The following is a 15,773-nucleotide window of genomic DNA, read 5'->3' as shown; positions in this document are numbered from 1 at the left end:
GCCCGCTTGCGGACGCCTCAGTCGACCGGAGCGTTGGACGGCAGCGAGGCTTCTCGCCCGCTTGCGGACGCCTCAGTCGAGATCGCCAACAACTAAAAAGGGCCCGACAGCTCGAGCTGTCGGGCTCTTTTTTGTGCGTCCCTTCCTACTCTTGGGCGTCTTTGTTTCGTTCGGGCCCTGGGGCGCCGGGGGTGCTTGGGGCCCGCAGATCCAGGTCTTGGATCATGTCTTCGAGCTCGATCTTGAGCTCGAGTCGCTTGCTCTCGAGCTCGACGATCGTCCGGCCCCTGGTGTCGGCCTCGCTGGAGAACTCGTCGAGGCGCTTGTTGAGCTTCTGCCGCAGCGCGCCTGCGGCCGAGTCCTTCTTGATGCTGTCGAGGTTGCGGCGGGTCTGATCCGCGCGCTGCTCGAGCTCGGCCTGCTGACGACGCAAGCCCTCGACCTCGGTGTCGATCCGGCCGATCTCGCGGCGTAGCTCCACGACCGGCTGCAGCTTCTTGCGGGCCGCCGCGTCGAGGTTGTCAGCGGTCAGGAATTTCTCGAGCAGCGCGAGCGCCTGCTGATCCCAGATCGCAAGGCTGATCTTCGAGGGCGTCTGCTCGACGACTTTGATGCTCGCGCTGGTTGCGTTGGGCGCGACGGTGACCGGGATCAGCCACGCGTCCTCGAGATCCTCGGTGCCCTCGGGGCGCTGCGCGAGCTCGTAGTTCGAGCCGGACTGCGGCTGGCGGATCAGCACCTTGAAGCCCTTGGCCTGGGCCGGCCCGCGGACGTCCCAGGTCGTGGTGGTCTGGTAGTAGCTCTCGACCTCGAGCACGCCCCGCACGATCCGGGTCACGGTCATCTCTTGACCGCTGTACTGCTTGGCCGAGGTCACCATGATCCCCGGCTCGACCGCGAACGGGATCGTGACCGACGTGCCCGCGCCCACGGCCTCGGACAGACCCTCGCCGACGAAGCTGCCGCCCGAGTAGATCGAGATCGGCCCGGGCTCGAGCACATACTCGGTCGAGTTTTGAAACCGCACGACCCGATATGGGTTGGCTTCATAGCCGTAGCCGCCGCCACCGGGCTTGAACAGGAAGGTCTGCTCCGCCGCGATCTGCTCGTTGATGACCGCGACCATCGTCGAGGTCCCGTCGGGCAGGGTCACGGGCGTGGTCAGGTCGACGCGGGTCAGCCCCGAGATCCGTTGGGAGCGGGCCGAGGCGTCGGTGCTGCGCCGCAGCGACTCGAGGTCCATGCTCGGCCCACGCTCGGCGCCCCCCGGTGGCGGCGGTGCAGCCGGAGCAGACTGGGCGACCGGAGCTCCGCCCCTCGCGCTCGCGCCCGAGCCCCCCTTGTCCTTCTTCTTGGCGCTCAGCCGCGAGCGGTCTTCTTCCTCGAACTCTGCGTCGGCGATCTGCTGCTCCCAGTAGTTGGCGTCGTCGCCGTCGTAGGCCTCGGCCGACTTCTCGTAGGGCTGGGCTTCATCCATCGGCGCGGCGAACCCCTCCACGCTAGCGTCGCCCCAGCTGGTCTCGCCGACCGCGACCGCGGCCTGGCGATGCACGCCGCTCTCGGTCATGTCGCTGCGGTACACGTCGCGCGGGGTGTGCAGATCATAACGAAACGCGATCGGTGCGCCCGAGGTCAGGCTCAGGCTGATCTCGGTCCAGTCCTCGCCGGAGATGTTGTCGACGACGGCCCAGCCCTGCAGCAGCGCCTTGCCCTCCCCGTCCTCGGGCAGCACCACGCGGTAGGTCGGCTTCCACATCGGGGCCGAGACCACATAGCTGACCGTCAGATCGTGGCTGCGCGCGCCCGTGAGCCGGACCTCGATCTCGATCTGTTCGAACATGCCCTCGCCGGCCGAGGCGTCGAGGCTGCGGTGCAGCTGCATGGCGAGGTCGCCGTCGTGCAGCGAGATCGACTTGACCTTCGACAGGCGCACGACCTGCATGTGTCCGTTCGACAGCACGGTCAGCTTCCAGTCGAGCGAGTCGGCGGTGGTCGGCGCGACCGTGCCGCTGCTCCGGGTCGTGGGGTCGGGCTCGTTGATCGAGCGCTCGACCATGACCACGCGGCCGCGGATGATCCGACCCGCGTGGGTGCGGACCGTGAGCTCGGTCCCGCGAATGCTGTCGAGCACCTGCGCGAGCGACCCGCGTCCGGGGGCCAGCGTCGCCATCGCGGCGTTGGCCCACGACGCCGGATCGAGCGGCATCGACACACTCACCGCCTTTCCGGTGGCGTCGACGACGGTCAGGCTCTTGAGCAGATCGTTGACTTGATCCTTGCGGACCTTGAGCCGCAGGACGTCATCGTTGACCTTCCCGCGCCGCTCGAAGTAGCCGATGCCGTTGCGATAGAGCACGACGGTGTCGAGCTCGAGGTCATCGACGGTGGGGAACGGCTTGCGCCCCGCGCAGCCGGTCAACAGGGGGAACACGAACAGGGTGGCGATCGCTAGTTTGCGCATGGGGATCTCGGGCGGTCGAGGGTAGCTGTGCCGTGCGGCCCGCAACGCCGGCTGCTCGCGGCAAGCTTACATCTCCTACATTCCGTCGAGCGAGGGCAGCGGGGCCTGGTTGCCGGCCGGTTCGTCGTCGTCGTCATCGGCGGTCGGCAGCTCGTCTGGGGGCGGTTGATCCGGGCGCTTGGGTCCCGTCGGCTTGGTGGGGATCGCATCGCTCGGGACCAGCTCGGACGCCTGCTCGCCGGGCGCCACTTCGTGCTCGCGGATCAGCTTTGCGACCGCGAGCCGCTTGAAGTAGGTGCGATCGTTGACCGACAGATCCTGCGCGTCGTAGGTCTCGTAGATCGCGGTCAGCAGCTCGCGGCGCTCGGCTTCACCGAGCGCGTGGCCCAGCTTGGTCGGCATGCTCATGAAGGTGGCGTCGAGCTGGGCCAGCGGGAGCTCGTCGCCGGGCCGCTTGGGCTCGAAGCTGCGCCGATACAGCTGGATCATGGAGACCAGCTGCTCGCGCAGCTCGACCTCTTCGAGCTCGCCGGCCTCGAGCGCGGCGACGCGGGCCTCATGGGTGCGCCACACGTCTTCGACCTCGGACGGCGGGATCCGGCGACCATCCAGGACCCTGCGCAGGGTGACCTCGAGCTGCCCGCGGGTCCGGGTCAGCAGCGCGCGGGTCTCGTCGTCGAGCCCGCCGGTCGGGCGCGAGCTGTTCGCGGCCTGGACCTCGCGCCGCTCCTCGCGGGCCTTGGTGCTGCTCAGCAGCTGCTCCTGGGCGATCGTGCGGGCCTCCTCGCGGGCGCGTTGGACGGCGAGGTCTTGCTCGCGCACGCGCTGCTCGAGCGCGCGACCGCGGGCGCGCTCTCGCTCGAGCGCGGCGTTGGTCTTGGCCCGCGTGGTCCACAGCCACCAGCCGCCAAAGCTGAGCGCGCTCCCGCTGACCACGGCGAGCGTGACCAACAGCGTGGTCCGCAGCGCGCGTTGACGGGCCCGACGGCGCACCGCGATCGGCGAGCGCCCCTTCAGCGCAGCGGCGAGCGCGTCGGCGACCGCGGCCGCGGTCGCCGGGCGATCATCGGCGTGCTTGGCCAGCAACATCGTCACGACCTCAGCGAGGGCCCGGGGGACGTGGCGAGGCAGCGGCGGCGGCTGGTCGTGCAAGTGCGCGGTCACGTAGCCGACCGCGGTCGGCGACGAGAACGGCAGGGCCCCGGCCAGCAGCTCGTAGAGCATCACGCCGAGCGAGTACAGATCACTGCGACCGTCGAGGGCCTCGGCCCGCAGCTGCTCGGGGGACATGTACTGCGGCGTGCCAAACATCGCTCCGCTGCGGGTGATGTCCGAGCCCTCGAGCTTGGCGATCCCGAAGTCGAGGACCTTGGCGAAGCTCGGACCCGGGGCGTCGCCTCGCTCGATCAGCATGATGTTCGAGGGCTTGAGGTCCCGATGGACGATCCCCGCGGCGTGGGCCTGGGTCAGCGCGGCGCAGACCTGGGTGGCGATCGCGACGACTCGCTCTGGATCCAGGGCCCCGTGCTCGCGGACCAGCTCGCCGAGCGTGGGTCCGCTCAGGAACTCCATCGCCATGAACAAGGTGCCGTCGTCGAGCTCGCCCCAGTTGAAGATCTGGACGATGTGCGGGCTCTCGAGACTGGCGGCCGCCTTGGCTTCGTTGCGGAACCGGGCGACGTGATCGTCGAGGTCGCGGCCGCGGGTCTGGGCGTGGACGATCTTGATCGCCACCTGGCGGCCGATCGCGGGCTGATCCGCGAGATAGACCTCGCCCATGCCACCCTCGCCGAGCTTGCGACGGATCACGTACTGGCCGATCACGTCGCGGCCGATCATCGACGGCCCGCGAAACTCGCGGGTGCCGCCGTCGACTTCACTGGCCGCGAGGGTGGGTGCCCCGCTCGCGGTGTCGGCCCCGACCGCTCGACTGATGCTGGCCCCACAGTGCCAGCACTCGACGGCGTCGCCGTCGATCATCGCGCTGCAGCTGGGGCAGGTCGGCACGGCCGAATCGTACTATTTTTACCCCCACAGGCATCCGCTCAGCGCGGAAGCTCGAGGTGGTCGATCAAGAACGCGTACTCCAGGGCGAGCTCGTGCAGGTACTCGAACCGGCCCGACGGCCCCGCGTGGCCCGCGTCCATGTTGGTCCACAGCAGGATCTGGTGGTCGTCGGTCTTGCGATCTCGCAGCCGCGCGACCCACTTGGCCGACTCCCAGTAGCCCACGCGTGGATCGTTCCAGCCGGCGAGCACGAACATCGCGGGGTAGGCCTGGGCGCGGACGTTCTCGTAGGGGGCGTAGGCGTGGATCCAGGCGAAGCCCTCGGGCGTGGTCGGGTCGCCCCACTCGTCGCGCTCGACCAGGCTCAGCGGCAAGCTTGGATCCAGCATCGTGTTGAGCACGTCGACGAAAGGCACGTCCGCGAGGATCGCCGTGAACAGCTCGGGTCGGGCGTTGGCGACCGCGCCAACGAGCAAGCCGCCCGCGCTGCCGCCGGTCGCGACCAGCTGCGCGGGCGTGGTCCAGGCTTGGTCGATCAAGTGCTCGGCGCAGGCGATGAAGTCGTCGAAGCTGTTGTGCTTGTCGGCGAGCTTGCCGGCGTCGTACCAGCGGCGGCCGAGCTCACCACCGCCGCGCACGTGCGCGATCGCCCAGATCACGCCGCGGTCCAGCAAGCTCAGGCGCGCGCTCGAGAAGCTGGGATCCATGGTCAGGCCGTAGGCACCGTAGCCCTCGAGCACCGTCGGTCGCGGAGATCGGGCCGCGTCGCCAGGCGCTGGTTCGGTCGGCGGCCGCCAGACCAGCGAGATCGGCACCCGCTCGCCGTCGCCCGTGTGCGCCCAGATTCGAGCGCTGCGATAACAATTTGGATCGTGGCCCCCGACCACCTGTTCGCGCTTGCGCAGGGCTCGGTCGCGGGTCAGCAAGTCGTAGTCGTAGATCGACGCCGGGGTGGTCAGCGAGGTGTAGCCAAACCGCAGCGTGGTCGCCTCGAACTCGGGGTTCGAGTCGCCCCACACGCAGTAGGTTGGATCCGGAAACTCGATCAGGTGCTCGCCGGGCGCGGGCGCGTCGTCGTCTCCGGCGCGCGCAGGCATGGGGTCGAGGGGCACCACGCGGATCCGCTGCAGGCCCTCGTGGCGCTCCCAGATCACCAGGTGGCCCGCGAACACGTCGATGTCCTCGAGCAACACCTGGTCGCGATGCGCGACGAGGACCCGTGACTCACCGTCGTGACCCGGCAGCGCGCGCAGCTCGATCGCAAAGTTGTGCGCGCCCTCGTTGCTGAGCACGAACAGCTGATCCCCGCGATGCGCGAGCCCGTACTCGACGCCCTCACGTCGCGCCGCGACCAGCTGCGCCGCCGCGGTCGGCGTCGACGTCGGGATCAGCCACATCTCGGAGGTCACCTGCGAGTCGAGGCTGATCGCCACGTAGGCGTCCGAGCGGGTTCGGTAGACCGACGCGAAGAACTTGGGGTCGAGCTCCTCGTGCACGCAGACGTCGTCCGCCTGAGAAGCGCCGAGCGCGTGACGCCACACCTGAAACGGCCGGTGCGCGGAGTCGAGGCGGGTGTAGAACAGCACGCCGTCGTCGCCCCAGGCGAGCGCGCGGCCGCAGCCGACCAGCGTGTCGGGCAGCGCAGCGCCAGCGTCTAGATCCTGGATCTGGACCGTGTAGATCTCATCGCCGTCGAGGTCGACGATATACGCACACAGCCGGTGTGAGGGGCTGATCGCGAGGGCCGCGAGATCGAAGTAGTCGTGATCCTCGGCCAGCGCGTTCTCGTCGAGGTAGACCTGCTCGTGCGGTTCTACCTGGTCGAGGCTGACGTTGGGCTCGTGCGGGCGTCGACAGTGACGCGGATACTCGTCGCCGAGCTCGGTCCGCGAGTAGTACAGCCACGGACCATCCTTGGCTGGGACCGAGCGCTCGTCTTCCTTGATGCGCCCGCGCAGCTCGCGATAGAGGCGCGCCCGCAGATCTCCCGTGCGGCGGTCGAGCACCGCCTCGGCGTGGTCGCGCTCGGCCTCGAGGTGGGCCCGCACCGCCGGATCGTCGCGGTCGCGCAGCCACGCGTAGTCATCGACGAGGGTCTGCCCGAACAGCTCGCGGGACGTGGGGCGGCAGGGCGGGACCGGAGGCGCGCTAACCATGAACCGGTGCTTGTAGCCGCGCCGGGCTCCCGGCGCGAGCCCAGCAGCCCGAGGCTCAGCGAGCGTCGTCGTCTTCGCTCGCGGGCGTCGGCTCCGCGTCGACCTTGCTCGGCGCGGGCTCCCGGCGGGCGACGCCGCCGAGCTGCAGCGCCTCGCGCAGCAGCGCCTCGCGGGTCTTGGCGCCGGTCTTGGTGAAGATGTTGTGCATGTGCCACTTGACGGTGGCCTTGCTGATCTCCAGCTCATCGCCGATCTCGGCGTTTCCGCAGCCTTGCAGCACGCGATCGAGGATCGAGACCTCGCGGTCGGTCAGCTGCGCCGAGCTGGCCAGGCGTGTCACCGCCCAGCGCAGGCGCGTCTGCGGCGAGTCCTGATCGATCTCGCGGATCGCTTCGTAGCCGAGCGCCTCGAGCAGCGCGGTGATCTTGTTGGCCTGCTCGTCACCCTCGACGAGGAACCGGACGCGAATTTTCTCTACCTTTGTCATCTATGTCACCGATCCTTGGTCGAGCTCACCGAGCGCGCCGGGCTCATCGATCTGGGCGCAGCGGTGGTGCCCGCGGCCATGCAGCTCGCGCTCGATCAGCCCGACCGCGGCCGGGCTGTAGACGTGGCTGATCACCGTGCGGTCGTGCCCGCGGGCCTTGTTGAGAAACGCCCGCGAGTGGGCGCGGCTGCCCTTGAGGCCGAGGTTGGCGATCAGCGTGCCGACCCGCATGGGCGTCATGCCGCACCAGCGCTCGGCGATCTGCGTGGGCGTCGACCACCCGTGGGCGAGCACCTCCTGGTAGTCCTCGAGCATCCCGCCCAGCGCGAGCTCGCTGGCCACGACCCGGTGAGCCGCGAGCAGCTCGGCGTCGACGAAGCTCGACTGCTCGAGGCCGTCGAGCAGCCGCTCGAGCACCGCGGCCTCGAAGCAGCGCCGCTCGAACTCGAGTCGGTTCGCGGCGATCGTGGCCGCGTCGACCGAGAGGATCGGCTGCTCGAGCGCGCGCGTGGCTCGGTCCCAGGCGTGAAACTCCGGGACGATCTGATCGCGCAGGTGAGCCCGCAGCCGCCGCGCGACCGCGCTGTCAAAGCACGCGCACAGCTCGTCGACCGCGACCGGGCCGAGCAGCGTGATCGGCTTGCGGAGGCTCGCGCTGGCCAGGACCACGTGGGCGCGGTCGAGCTTGTCGAGCAGATCCCGGCGGTCGCCCGCGTCGAGCGAGACCATCGCGTGCTCGGGGCACGACTCGTGCCAGCGCTCGGCCAAGGCGGCGAGCAGCCGGGCCGGCTGCTCGACGCCGAGCACGTTGGCGAGCTCGGTCAGCAGCCAGAACGGTCGGTGGTCGCAGGCGACGGTGATCAGGCTCCAGCCCTCGAACGCGCCGACGAACTGCACGGCGATCGCTCGCTCGGCCTCGGGCCGGTCGGCGGGACCGGCACAGCTGTCAGGATCAGGGGGTGGGAGCGCACGCGGGGAGCCGGCGGACCCCGGGATATCCGCCCCCCCGAGGCCGTCTGGGGTGGTGGCGGGCTCCGGGCAGCGGATGCCCGCGGCGATGAGCGCTCGACTTGCGGGGTCTGGTAATCGCAACAGCATGGGAACGTGACCTCGATGCCTGCTCAATATGGACCCTCGACCCCGTGACGGTCATTGACCCCACTGTCACGCGAGGATCACCGACGCGAACCGATGTCACCGTTCGTCACCGTTCGTCACCGTCAGTCACCGATTACCTGTAATTCGGCCGATTCCCGGCGCCTATGGCGATCGGTGCGGACCGACCCAGACCGACAGATGGGGGTCTGCTGGGCTTCACGCGACCGATCCGGGCAGCTTTGCGCGGCCAGTGAATATATCAATTGGGCGGATTCAGTGGCTGCAATTTGAGCACAGATTCGGGTCCAGGTTGGCTGGATTATGTTGACACCCTTGCCGGTCGGTGACGCGGTCGGTGACACCCGCCCGGATCCTGTCTGACGGGGGCCATCCTCGAGGCGAGACTGTGCGTGGTACCCGCGTGATCGGTCGATCACGAAGGCCGCGTCCCCGGTCCTTGACGGGTGTTCGCCAACAGGTTAACCCTACGCCCCCTCAGCCGAGCGCCCAGGTAGCTCAGTCGGTAGAGCAGGGGACTGAAAATCCCCGTGTCGGCGGTTCGATTCCGTCCCTGGGCACCCCCAAGACCCCGAGTTCACCGCTCGGGGTCTTTTCATTTTCGAGCTCGGCCCGACCGCGAGGCCAGGCTGTATAAAAGTCGGCGTCCATGTTCGTCGATTTTCGAGGGTCGATCTGGGGTCTGCTGCGCTGGCAGTGGAAGGCCTCGCTGGTGTTTGCGCTCGCGTCGTCGCTGATCGTCGGGTTCGAGCACGTCTTCGCGGACCACGCTCACCACATCTTCTTGCCGGTTGCCCCGGTCGCGGTGGTCGGCGGGGCGATCGGCATCTTCGTCAGCTTTCGGACCAACTCGGCCTACGCTCGGTGGTGGGAGGGTCGGCAGCTGTGGGGTCGAATGATCAACAGCTCACGCCACTTTTGCACGCAGGTCCTCAGCTACCTGCCCAACCCCGAGCACGGCGCGGATCAGCAGCCGCCGGTCCCCAGCGAGCTACAGCGCGCGCTGATCCGTCGGCACATCGCCTACGTGCACGCGCTGCGGGTGCTGCTGCGCAACGAGTCGCTCGTCGACGACACCGACTTCAACGCGTTCTTGCCGGGCAAGGAGGCCGAGCGCACGATCGCCGAGTCCAACCCGACCCACGCGCTGCTCCACACCCAGATGCGCCTGCTGGTCGCCGAGAGCGACGCTGGGCGACTCGATCCGCTCCGCCTGCAGTCCTTCGACGAGACGATCCGCGCGCTGCTCGACATCCAGGGCGGCTGCGAGCGGATCCAGAAGACTCCGTTCCCGCGCAGCTACGGGTTCATCGCGGATCGACTGATCATGGCCTACGGGATCCTGCTGCCGCTCGGCCTGGTCGGGCAGATCAGCAATGACTGGATCGCGATCCCGCTGACGCTGCTCGTGTGTCTGAGCTTCGCGCTGATCAACGAGGTGGGCCGGGTGCTCGAAGATCCGTTCACGACCTTCTGGCCGTCGCTGCCGCTGTCGGCGCTGGCGAAGACGATCGAGATCAACCTGCGTCAGCGGCTCGGCGACGCGAACCTGCCAGAGTCACCCAAGCAGGACGCCCGCGGGATCTTGATGTGAGCGGCGGCCAACCGCGAGCGGGGCTAAACTCGTGCACCAGCGGCTCGACGCCCCTATAATTCCGCGGCCCGTGCCAGGCGGGCAAAACGCTCATGCAACACAACAACTCCGTCCATGCCTCGCCTCGCCTCGCCCTCGCTGCATCCGCGCTGTTTGGGCTCAGCTGTCTGCTCGCCTGGCAGCACGCGGAGGTCGACGGCGGACTGAGCGCAGAGCAGGTCGAGCAAGCGACGATCGAGCAGGAGCTCGCCGAGGGTCAAGATGGCCGACAGCTGCTGCTCGACCTGGTCGAGCCCGAGGACGGCGAGGGCGGCTCCGAGGCCGAGCTCGACCAGCTGATCCGCTCGCTCGGACTGCACGCCGAGCCCGCCGGGTTCTACTCGGAGACCGAGCACCTGTGGCGGGTGTTTGGCACGCCCGAGCAGCTCGCCGCGCTGCAGCGTGACCGGGCCGGGGATCCGCTGATCGAGGGCATCGAGGCCGACGTCACCTACTCGCTGCCCAGCGCCGCGCTCGGCGGGTGGAGCACGCTCGACCGCGGCGACGACGATGACGACAGGCAAGACGGCGCCGAGATCACCAAGCCCGGCCGGCCTCGGTTCGCGCCCAACGATCCGATGTACCCGCTGCAGTGGCACCTCGACGCCGTCAACTCGCCCGAGGCGTGGATGCACACCCGCGGTCGCGCGGCGACGGTCGCGGTCATCGACACCGGGGTCGCCTACAAAGATCTGGATCACCGGGGCGTCCACGCCAAGGCCGTGCCGGATCTCGCTGGCGTCGAGATGGTCCACGGCAAGAGCTTCGCCAGCGGCCTGCCCGACGGCCTCGACGACCACGCCCACGGCACCCACGTGACCGGCACGATCGCCCAGGCCACGGACAACAACGTCGGCGTCGCGGGCATCGCCCACCGCGCCAAGATCATGCCGCTGAAGGTGCTGGCCGCGAACGGCGGCGGCTCGGTCGCCGATATCTCCAACGCGATCCGCTACGCCGCCGACAACGGGGCCGACGTGATCAACATGAGCCTGGGTGGCCCGCTGCCCTCGCGCGTGATGGCCAAGGCCGTCGAGTACGCCCACAACAAGGGCGTGACCGTGATCTGCGCCGCCGGCAACGAGCAGCGCTCGCGGGTCTCGTATCCGGCCGCCTACGAGGGCTCGGTCGCCGTCGCGGCCACGGACTTCGAGGGCAAGCGCAGCTTCTACTCCAACTGGGGCAAGCAGCTCGACATCTCCGCGCCCGGCGGTGACACCCGCAGCGACAAGAACCGCGACGGTCACCCCGACGGCGTCTTGCAGAACACCATCGCGATCGGGGATCCCTCGCGCAACGATTACATGTGGTTTCAGGGCACCTCGATGGCGGCCCCCCACGCAGCCGGTGTCGCCGGCCTGATCGTCTCGCAGGGCGTCAACAACCCGAAGGAGGTCGAGCGGATCCTCAAGCAGACGGCCGTGCACCCCAACGGCAAGGAGTGGGACCAGGAGTACGGCGCGGGGATCATCGACGCCGAGGCGGCCGCGATCGCGGCCCGCTCGAGCTACCGCGGCGAGCGGCTCGGGTTCGCCGGCCTGCTCGGCCTGCTCGGCCTCGGCGGCCTCGGCTTCGCGGGCCTCGGCGCCCAGGCGATGACCGGAAGCACCCGTCGGCGCCAGCTCACCGCGGGCGTCGGCGTGCTCGCGGGCGTCGGCCTGGCCGCCGGCGCGCTGACCATGCCCGCCGCGTACATGCTCGGCACCGTGACGACCGGCGCGATCGGGATCGGCTCCGGCCTGTTCCTGTCCGCGCTGCTGCCCGTGCTGCTGACCTTGTTGCTGATGCAGCGCAAGTCACTGCGAGGGTTCCTGACCGGCGTGAGCCTGGGCTGGTCCGCCCTGCTCCTGCACGGCGCCGTGGTGCTGCCCACCCTGCTCGACGGCATCCCCGGCGGCGCCGGCTGGGACCGCGCCTGGCTCGCTGCCAACGCCGTCCTCTGCCTCTGGCTCGCTCGCCGCGTCGGCCGGGCCGGCTCCCAGCCCGAGTAGGCCGCCGAGAAGTCCGAGAACCCCAGCCGCAGGTGCCACGGTGCCTGCTGGGATGACGCGAGCCGCAGTGCACCGTGGCCTGTGGCCGCAGTGCATCGTGCCTGTGGCCGCAGTGCACCGTGCCTGTGGCCGCAGTGCACCGTGCCTGTGGCCGCAGTACATCGTGCCTGTGGCCGCAGTACCGCAGTGCCCGCGGCACGCGACCGAGCCCCCTTCTAGGGGGCCACACATGCGCTAGCGAACAAACGTCCCCGAGGAGCGAAGCGACCAGACGCGCCAGCGGCTGCATTCGGCAAAGTGCGAAAATCTCTGTGGGGGTCAAAAACCCCCCGGGGTCTTTAACCAATCGGCCGGGTGCGGACGGTGTCTTCGTCGGGCGCGCTGGCGACCTCGGGGATGCTGGCGGACTCGATGAAGTTGGTGCCGATGTCCCGCTCGATCCGCGCGAGCGCGTCCTGGGCCCAGTGCACGAAGCTGATCTCGTTGGTCGAGTGAAAGTCGGCGAGCATCTCTTCGAGCTCACGACGGGCGCGCGGCGTCTGACCCATCATGTGGGCGACCTCGGCGTCGAGCAGGCGCAGCTGCTGCAAGGTGACCTGATCGCCGGAGCCCTGCTGCATGCTGCGGCGCGCGGCCGTGAGCTTCACGGCGCCCTCTTCGACCTTGCCCAGGCGCGCGAGGGTGTAGCCCAAGAACCCGCGGTTGAGGTGCACGGCCTGGTCCAGGCCGAACAGCGCGGCGATGTCGATCGCTTCGTTGAAGGCCAGCGCGGCCGGCTCGAGCTGGCCCGCGCGCAGGTACAGATCGCCCAGGTTGTGCAGCGGCGTGTGCAACAGGCGTGGGACCCGGGCGGCGCGGACCTGATCGATCGCCTGCAGAGTCTCGGGGATCGCCCGGTCTGGGTCGCCGCCGAGCACGGCCAAGAACGCGATGCCCGACAGGTAGCTCTGGCGCTGGACCACGGGCACCCGCGCGGCGATCGGCTTGCCCATCTCGTGGAGCCGGCGAGCCTCACCGAGCTGGCCCGAGAGCGACAGACACCGCAGGCGCACGCCGATGATGTGACACACGTCGACGTCGTTGGCGTCGTCGAGGTCGAGGATCTCCATGGCCTTGCGCGAGTACGAGCCGGCCTGCTCGATCTCGCCTGCCGAGAGCAAGACCTCGGCGCGGCGGTTGGAGATCCGCAGCTCGAGGACCCGATCGCGGGCCCGCTGGGCGGCCGCGGCAGCGCGCGAGAGCCGAAACAAGGTCAGCTCCATGTCGTCGTCGACCTCGGCCGTGGCCCGGTCGGCGAGGCCCAGCCAAAACAGCGACTGCGCCCGGAAGTCGCGCATCAGCTCGGCGAGCAAGATCCCAGCTTCGTAGTGGGCGATCTCGCGGCGTGGATCGTCGAGGGCGCCGCTGCCCTGGTTGAGCAGCAGCAGCTTGGCCTCGAGCAGACGCGGGATCGCGGCGGTGCCACCGTGCATGCGCAGCCGTCGGATCAAGCGCTCGAGCACGTTCGCGCCGAGCTGGGCCTGACCGACCGCGAACAACCCGGCCGCGGCTTCCTCGAGCGCGTCGACAGCCTCGAGCCCCTCGGCGGCGTCGTCGAGCAGCCGGACCTTGAGGAACACGAAGTTGCTGTCGATGACCTCGAGGTCGTCGATGCGGGTCGCGAGGTCGAGCCGGGTCTCGTCGAGCGAGTCGGCGTAGCGGCGCCGGACCGCCTCGCGCACCGACTCGTGCGCGAGCGTGATGTGGCTGGTCGCCGAGGTCGTGCTGCGAACGATCAGGCCCTCGCCCTCGAGCCGGTCGATCGCGCGGCGGAACCGACTCTTGCGCAGGTCACTCAGCTGCGCGAGCTGGGTCTCTTCGATCGGCGCCTCGATCAGATACAGGATGCTGGCGATCTCCCACGCGCTGACGCCCTGCGAGTCGAGCCGGGCCTCGGACCGCTGCGCGAGGGTCTGGTGCAGGTTCTGGGCGGCCGGCGAGTTCGAGCGGAACACCCAGTCGTCGGCGTCGCGGGCCAAGATGCCCTCTTCGATCAGCACCCGCAGGGTCTCGCGGAAGCTGAGTGGGTGACCACCGGTGAGGTTGTCGAGCGCCTTGACCAGCTCGCGGATCGCCGGGGTCTCGCCGAGCACACCCTGCAGCACGAAGTGCATCTCGCGGCGCGTGAACGGGCGCAGGCTCCAGTTCTCGGCGAGCTGGTCGCGCGCGAGCGTGGCCAGCAGGGGTCCGAGCTTGGTGTGGGGGATCGAGCTGCCGCACAGCAGCAGCGGCGCGGCGTTGTGATCGATCGCGCGGGCGAGCTGCTCGAACCGCACGAACTCGCTCAGGCCCTTCGAGAGCTCCGACAGATGCAGGCAGTAGGGCCGCTCGCGACACGCCGCGATCAGGAACTCCATCAGCCGGCCGGCGGCGCTCTCGTCGGTCCCGCGATCGCGGGCGAGCTGCAGCAGCTCGGCGTAGTCGGCGATCACCTTCGAGCGCTCACCGAGCGCCGTCGCGAGCTGCAGGACCACAGGCCCGAACGCCCCGAGCGCCGTGCGCTCGGTCGTCCAGCACGAGCTCTCGACGAACAGGCCGCCGCCGATCTGGATCTCGCGACGCAGCTCGCCGAGCAGCCGGCTCTTGCCCATGCCCTCGGGGGCTTCGATGATCACCGCGCGGATCAGCCGGTTGTTGCCGTGGCTGCGGCTGCTCTCGGCCGAGAGCTCGGGCAGCAGCACGTCGGTCGCCCGGGTCAACAGCAGGTCGAGGTAGCTCTGGCGATCCGCGAACGGCAGGTGCTCGACGAACACCCGGGCGAACTCGGCCCGATCTTCCTGGTTGTCCTGGCGATCCCGAATGTGCGAGGGCTCGCGGCGCAGCAGCTCGAGCACGATGCTGCGGGCGCTCTGCGGTCGGCGCTCGGGGTCGGGGTTGAGCATCCGCCCGATCAGCTCGGCGACGACGGGGCCCGCTTGCTTGAGCAGCGCGCCCGCGAGCTCGGGCCGCCAGTCTTTTTGGGCGCGCAGGGCCTCCTCGAAGTCGCGCGAGGGAAACGGCTTGCTGCCGCGGATCGCCGCGTACATGGTGGCCGCCAGCGAGTAGATGTCGGACCGGCTGTCGGTCTTCTCCCCGCGGATCTTTTCGGGCGCCGAGAACCCCGGCGTCCCGTGCACGATGTCGTTGTCTTCGTCTTCGCCGGTCTCGCCCTCGGGGCCGTTCCGCAGCACCCGCGCCAGGCCAAAGTCGATCAGCTTGGCCTGCGCCTGGCCGCTGTGGTTGGTGACCAACACGTTGGTCGGCTTGATGTCCTCGTGGACCATGCCGAGCGCGTGGATGTAGTCGAGCGCGCGCGCGAGCTGGACGAACACGTCGACGATGAGCTCGCGCGACTTCGCCTCCAGGAACTCGCTGAGGTACACGCCCTCGACCAGCTCCTGCGTGAAGTAGACCCCGTCAAACTCGTCGCAGCGCCCAAACTCGTAGACCGTGGCGAGGTTCGGGTGATGCAGCCGCGTGAGCAGCAGGAACTCGTCTTTGAACGCTTCGGTGACGTCGTCGGTCGGCGCCGGCGAGGGATTGGACGTGAAGTTCTTGCGGTTGGTCCGCGAGCCCGCGCGGCTGTACCGGCCAAATCGCGAGCGGGACGACGAGTGGCTCGAGGAGCCCTCGAGCGAGCGCGAGCGGGTTCCCCGCGGGTCCGTGGACGCATCAGTCCGAATGACCTTGAGCGCGACTTCACGATCTTCGAGTTCGTCCTCGGCGCGGTACACCGCACCGAAGCCCCCTTTCCCAAGGAGCTCCTTTATGTGGTAGCGCCCCGCGATTTTTTTCGGGATATCGGTCATCGACGCGAATCTGCGCTGGCCGCGGCTGAACTGTATCTACCGCGATTGCCTGGCACAACAGTGCGCGCAAACGGCAGATGATGAAAGGACTGTTC

Annotated in this window: 8 protein-coding genes and 1 tRNA gene; 3 read left to right on the top strand and 6 right to left on the bottom strand. The window is 69.1% G+C overall.

Going from position 1 to position 15,773, the window contains the following annotated elements; genetic code table 11:
• Window positions 1-145 precede the first annotated feature (145 nt).
• From ENSA7_RS03325 to ENSA7_RS03305, 5 genes are all read right to left on the bottom strand, one after another.
• A complete protein-coding gene (locus tag ENSA7_RS03325) occupies window positions 146-2,461 on the bottom strand; it encodes a DUF4139 domain-containing protein (RefSeq protein WP_106087733.1) in 2,316 nt (771 codons plus the stop codon).
• A gap of 75 nt (window positions 2,462-2,536) precedes the next feature.
• Entirely contained in the window at window positions 2,537-4,468 is a 1,932-nt protein-coding gene (locus ENSA7_RS03320; RefSeq protein ID WP_106087732.1) for a serine/threonine-protein kinase, read from the bottom strand.
• Between the two features lie 38 nt (window positions 4,469-4,506).
• Window positions 4,507-6,624 (bottom strand): S9 family peptidase, encoded by a 2,118-nt coding sequence (locus tag ENSA7_RS03315; protein WP_106087731.1) that lies wholly within the window; start codon window positions 6,622-6,624, stop codon window positions 4,507-4,509.
• 55 nt (window positions 6,625-6,679) lie between these two features.
• On the bottom strand, window positions 6,680-7,111 hold the full coding sequence (locus ENSA7_RS03310) for a helix-turn-helix domain-containing protein (RefSeq protein WP_106087730.1): 432 nt from the start codon (window positions 7,109-7,111) through the stop codon (window positions 6,680-6,682).
• A complete protein-coding gene (locus ENSA7_RS03305) occupies window positions 7,112-8,008 on the bottom strand; it encodes a hypothetical protein (RefSeq protein ID WP_106087729.1) in 897 nt (298 codons plus the stop codon).
• Window positions 8,009-8,714: 706 nt separating this feature from the next.
• On the opposite strand from ENSA7_RS03305, the gene ENSA7_RS03300 reads away from it, so the two are divergent.
• From ENSA7_RS03300 to ENSA7_RS03290, 3 genes are all read left to right on the top strand, one after another.
• A tRNA-Phe gene (locus ENSA7_RS03300) sits at window positions 8,715-8,787 on the top strand.
• 89 nt (window positions 8,788-8,876) lie between these two features.
• On the top strand, window positions 8,877-9,821 hold the full coding sequence (locus tag ENSA7_RS03295) for a bestrophin family protein (RefSeq protein WP_106087728.1): 945 nt from the start codon (window positions 8,877-8,879) through the stop codon (window positions 9,819-9,821).
• A 92-nt stretch (window positions 9,822-9,913) separates the two neighbouring features.
• Window positions 9,914-11,851, top strand: coding sequence for a S8 family peptidase (locus ENSA7_RS03290; protein ID WP_106087727.1), 1,938 nt, complete (start codon window positions 9,914-9,916; stop codon window positions 11,849-11,851).
• 338 nt (window positions 11,852-12,189) lie between these two features.
• On the opposite strand, the gene ENSA7_RS03285 is transcribed toward ENSA7_RS03290, so the two are convergent.
• Window positions 12,190-15,603: a serine/threonine-protein kinase gene (locus tag ENSA7_RS03285; RefSeq protein WP_181233048.1), complete on the bottom strand. Its 3,414-nt coding sequence runs from the start codon at window positions 15,601-15,603 to the stop codon at window positions 12,190-12,192.
• Window positions 15,604-15,773 lie beyond the last annotated feature (170 nt).

The sequence above is a fragment of the Enhygromyxa salina genome (genome assembly GCF_002994635.1).
GTDB classification, from domain to species: Bacteria; Myxococcota_A; Polyangia; order Nannocystales; family Nannocystaceae; genus Plesiocystis; species Plesiocystis salina_B.
This window is presented reverse-complemented; position numbering and strand designations above follow the sequence as displayed.

What these genes read in the sequence shown, in the direction of transcription:
- ENSA7_RS03325 (WP_106087733.1), bottom strand. Translation starts at nt 2,461, where the DNA reads ATGCGCAAACTAGCGATCGCCACCCTGTTCGTGTTCCCCCTGTTGACC.
- ENSA7_RS03315 (WP_106087731.1), bottom strand. Translation starts at nt 6,624, where the DNA reads ATGGTTAGCGCGCCTCCGGTCCCGCCCTGCCGCCCCACGTCCCGCGAG.
- ENSA7_RS03310 (WP_106087730.1), bottom strand. Translation starts at nt 7,111, where the DNA reads ATGACAAAGGTAGAGAAAATTCGCGTCCGGTTCCTCGTCGAGGGTGAC.
- ENSA7_RS03295 (WP_106087728.1), top strand. Translation starts at nt 8,877, where the DNA reads ATGTTCGTCGATTTTCGAGGGTCGATCTGGGGTCTGCTGCGCTGGCAG.
- ENSA7_RS03290 (WP_106087727.1), top strand. Translation starts at nt 9,914, where the DNA reads ATGCAACACAACAACTCCGTCCATGCCTCGCCTCGCCTCGCCCTCGCT.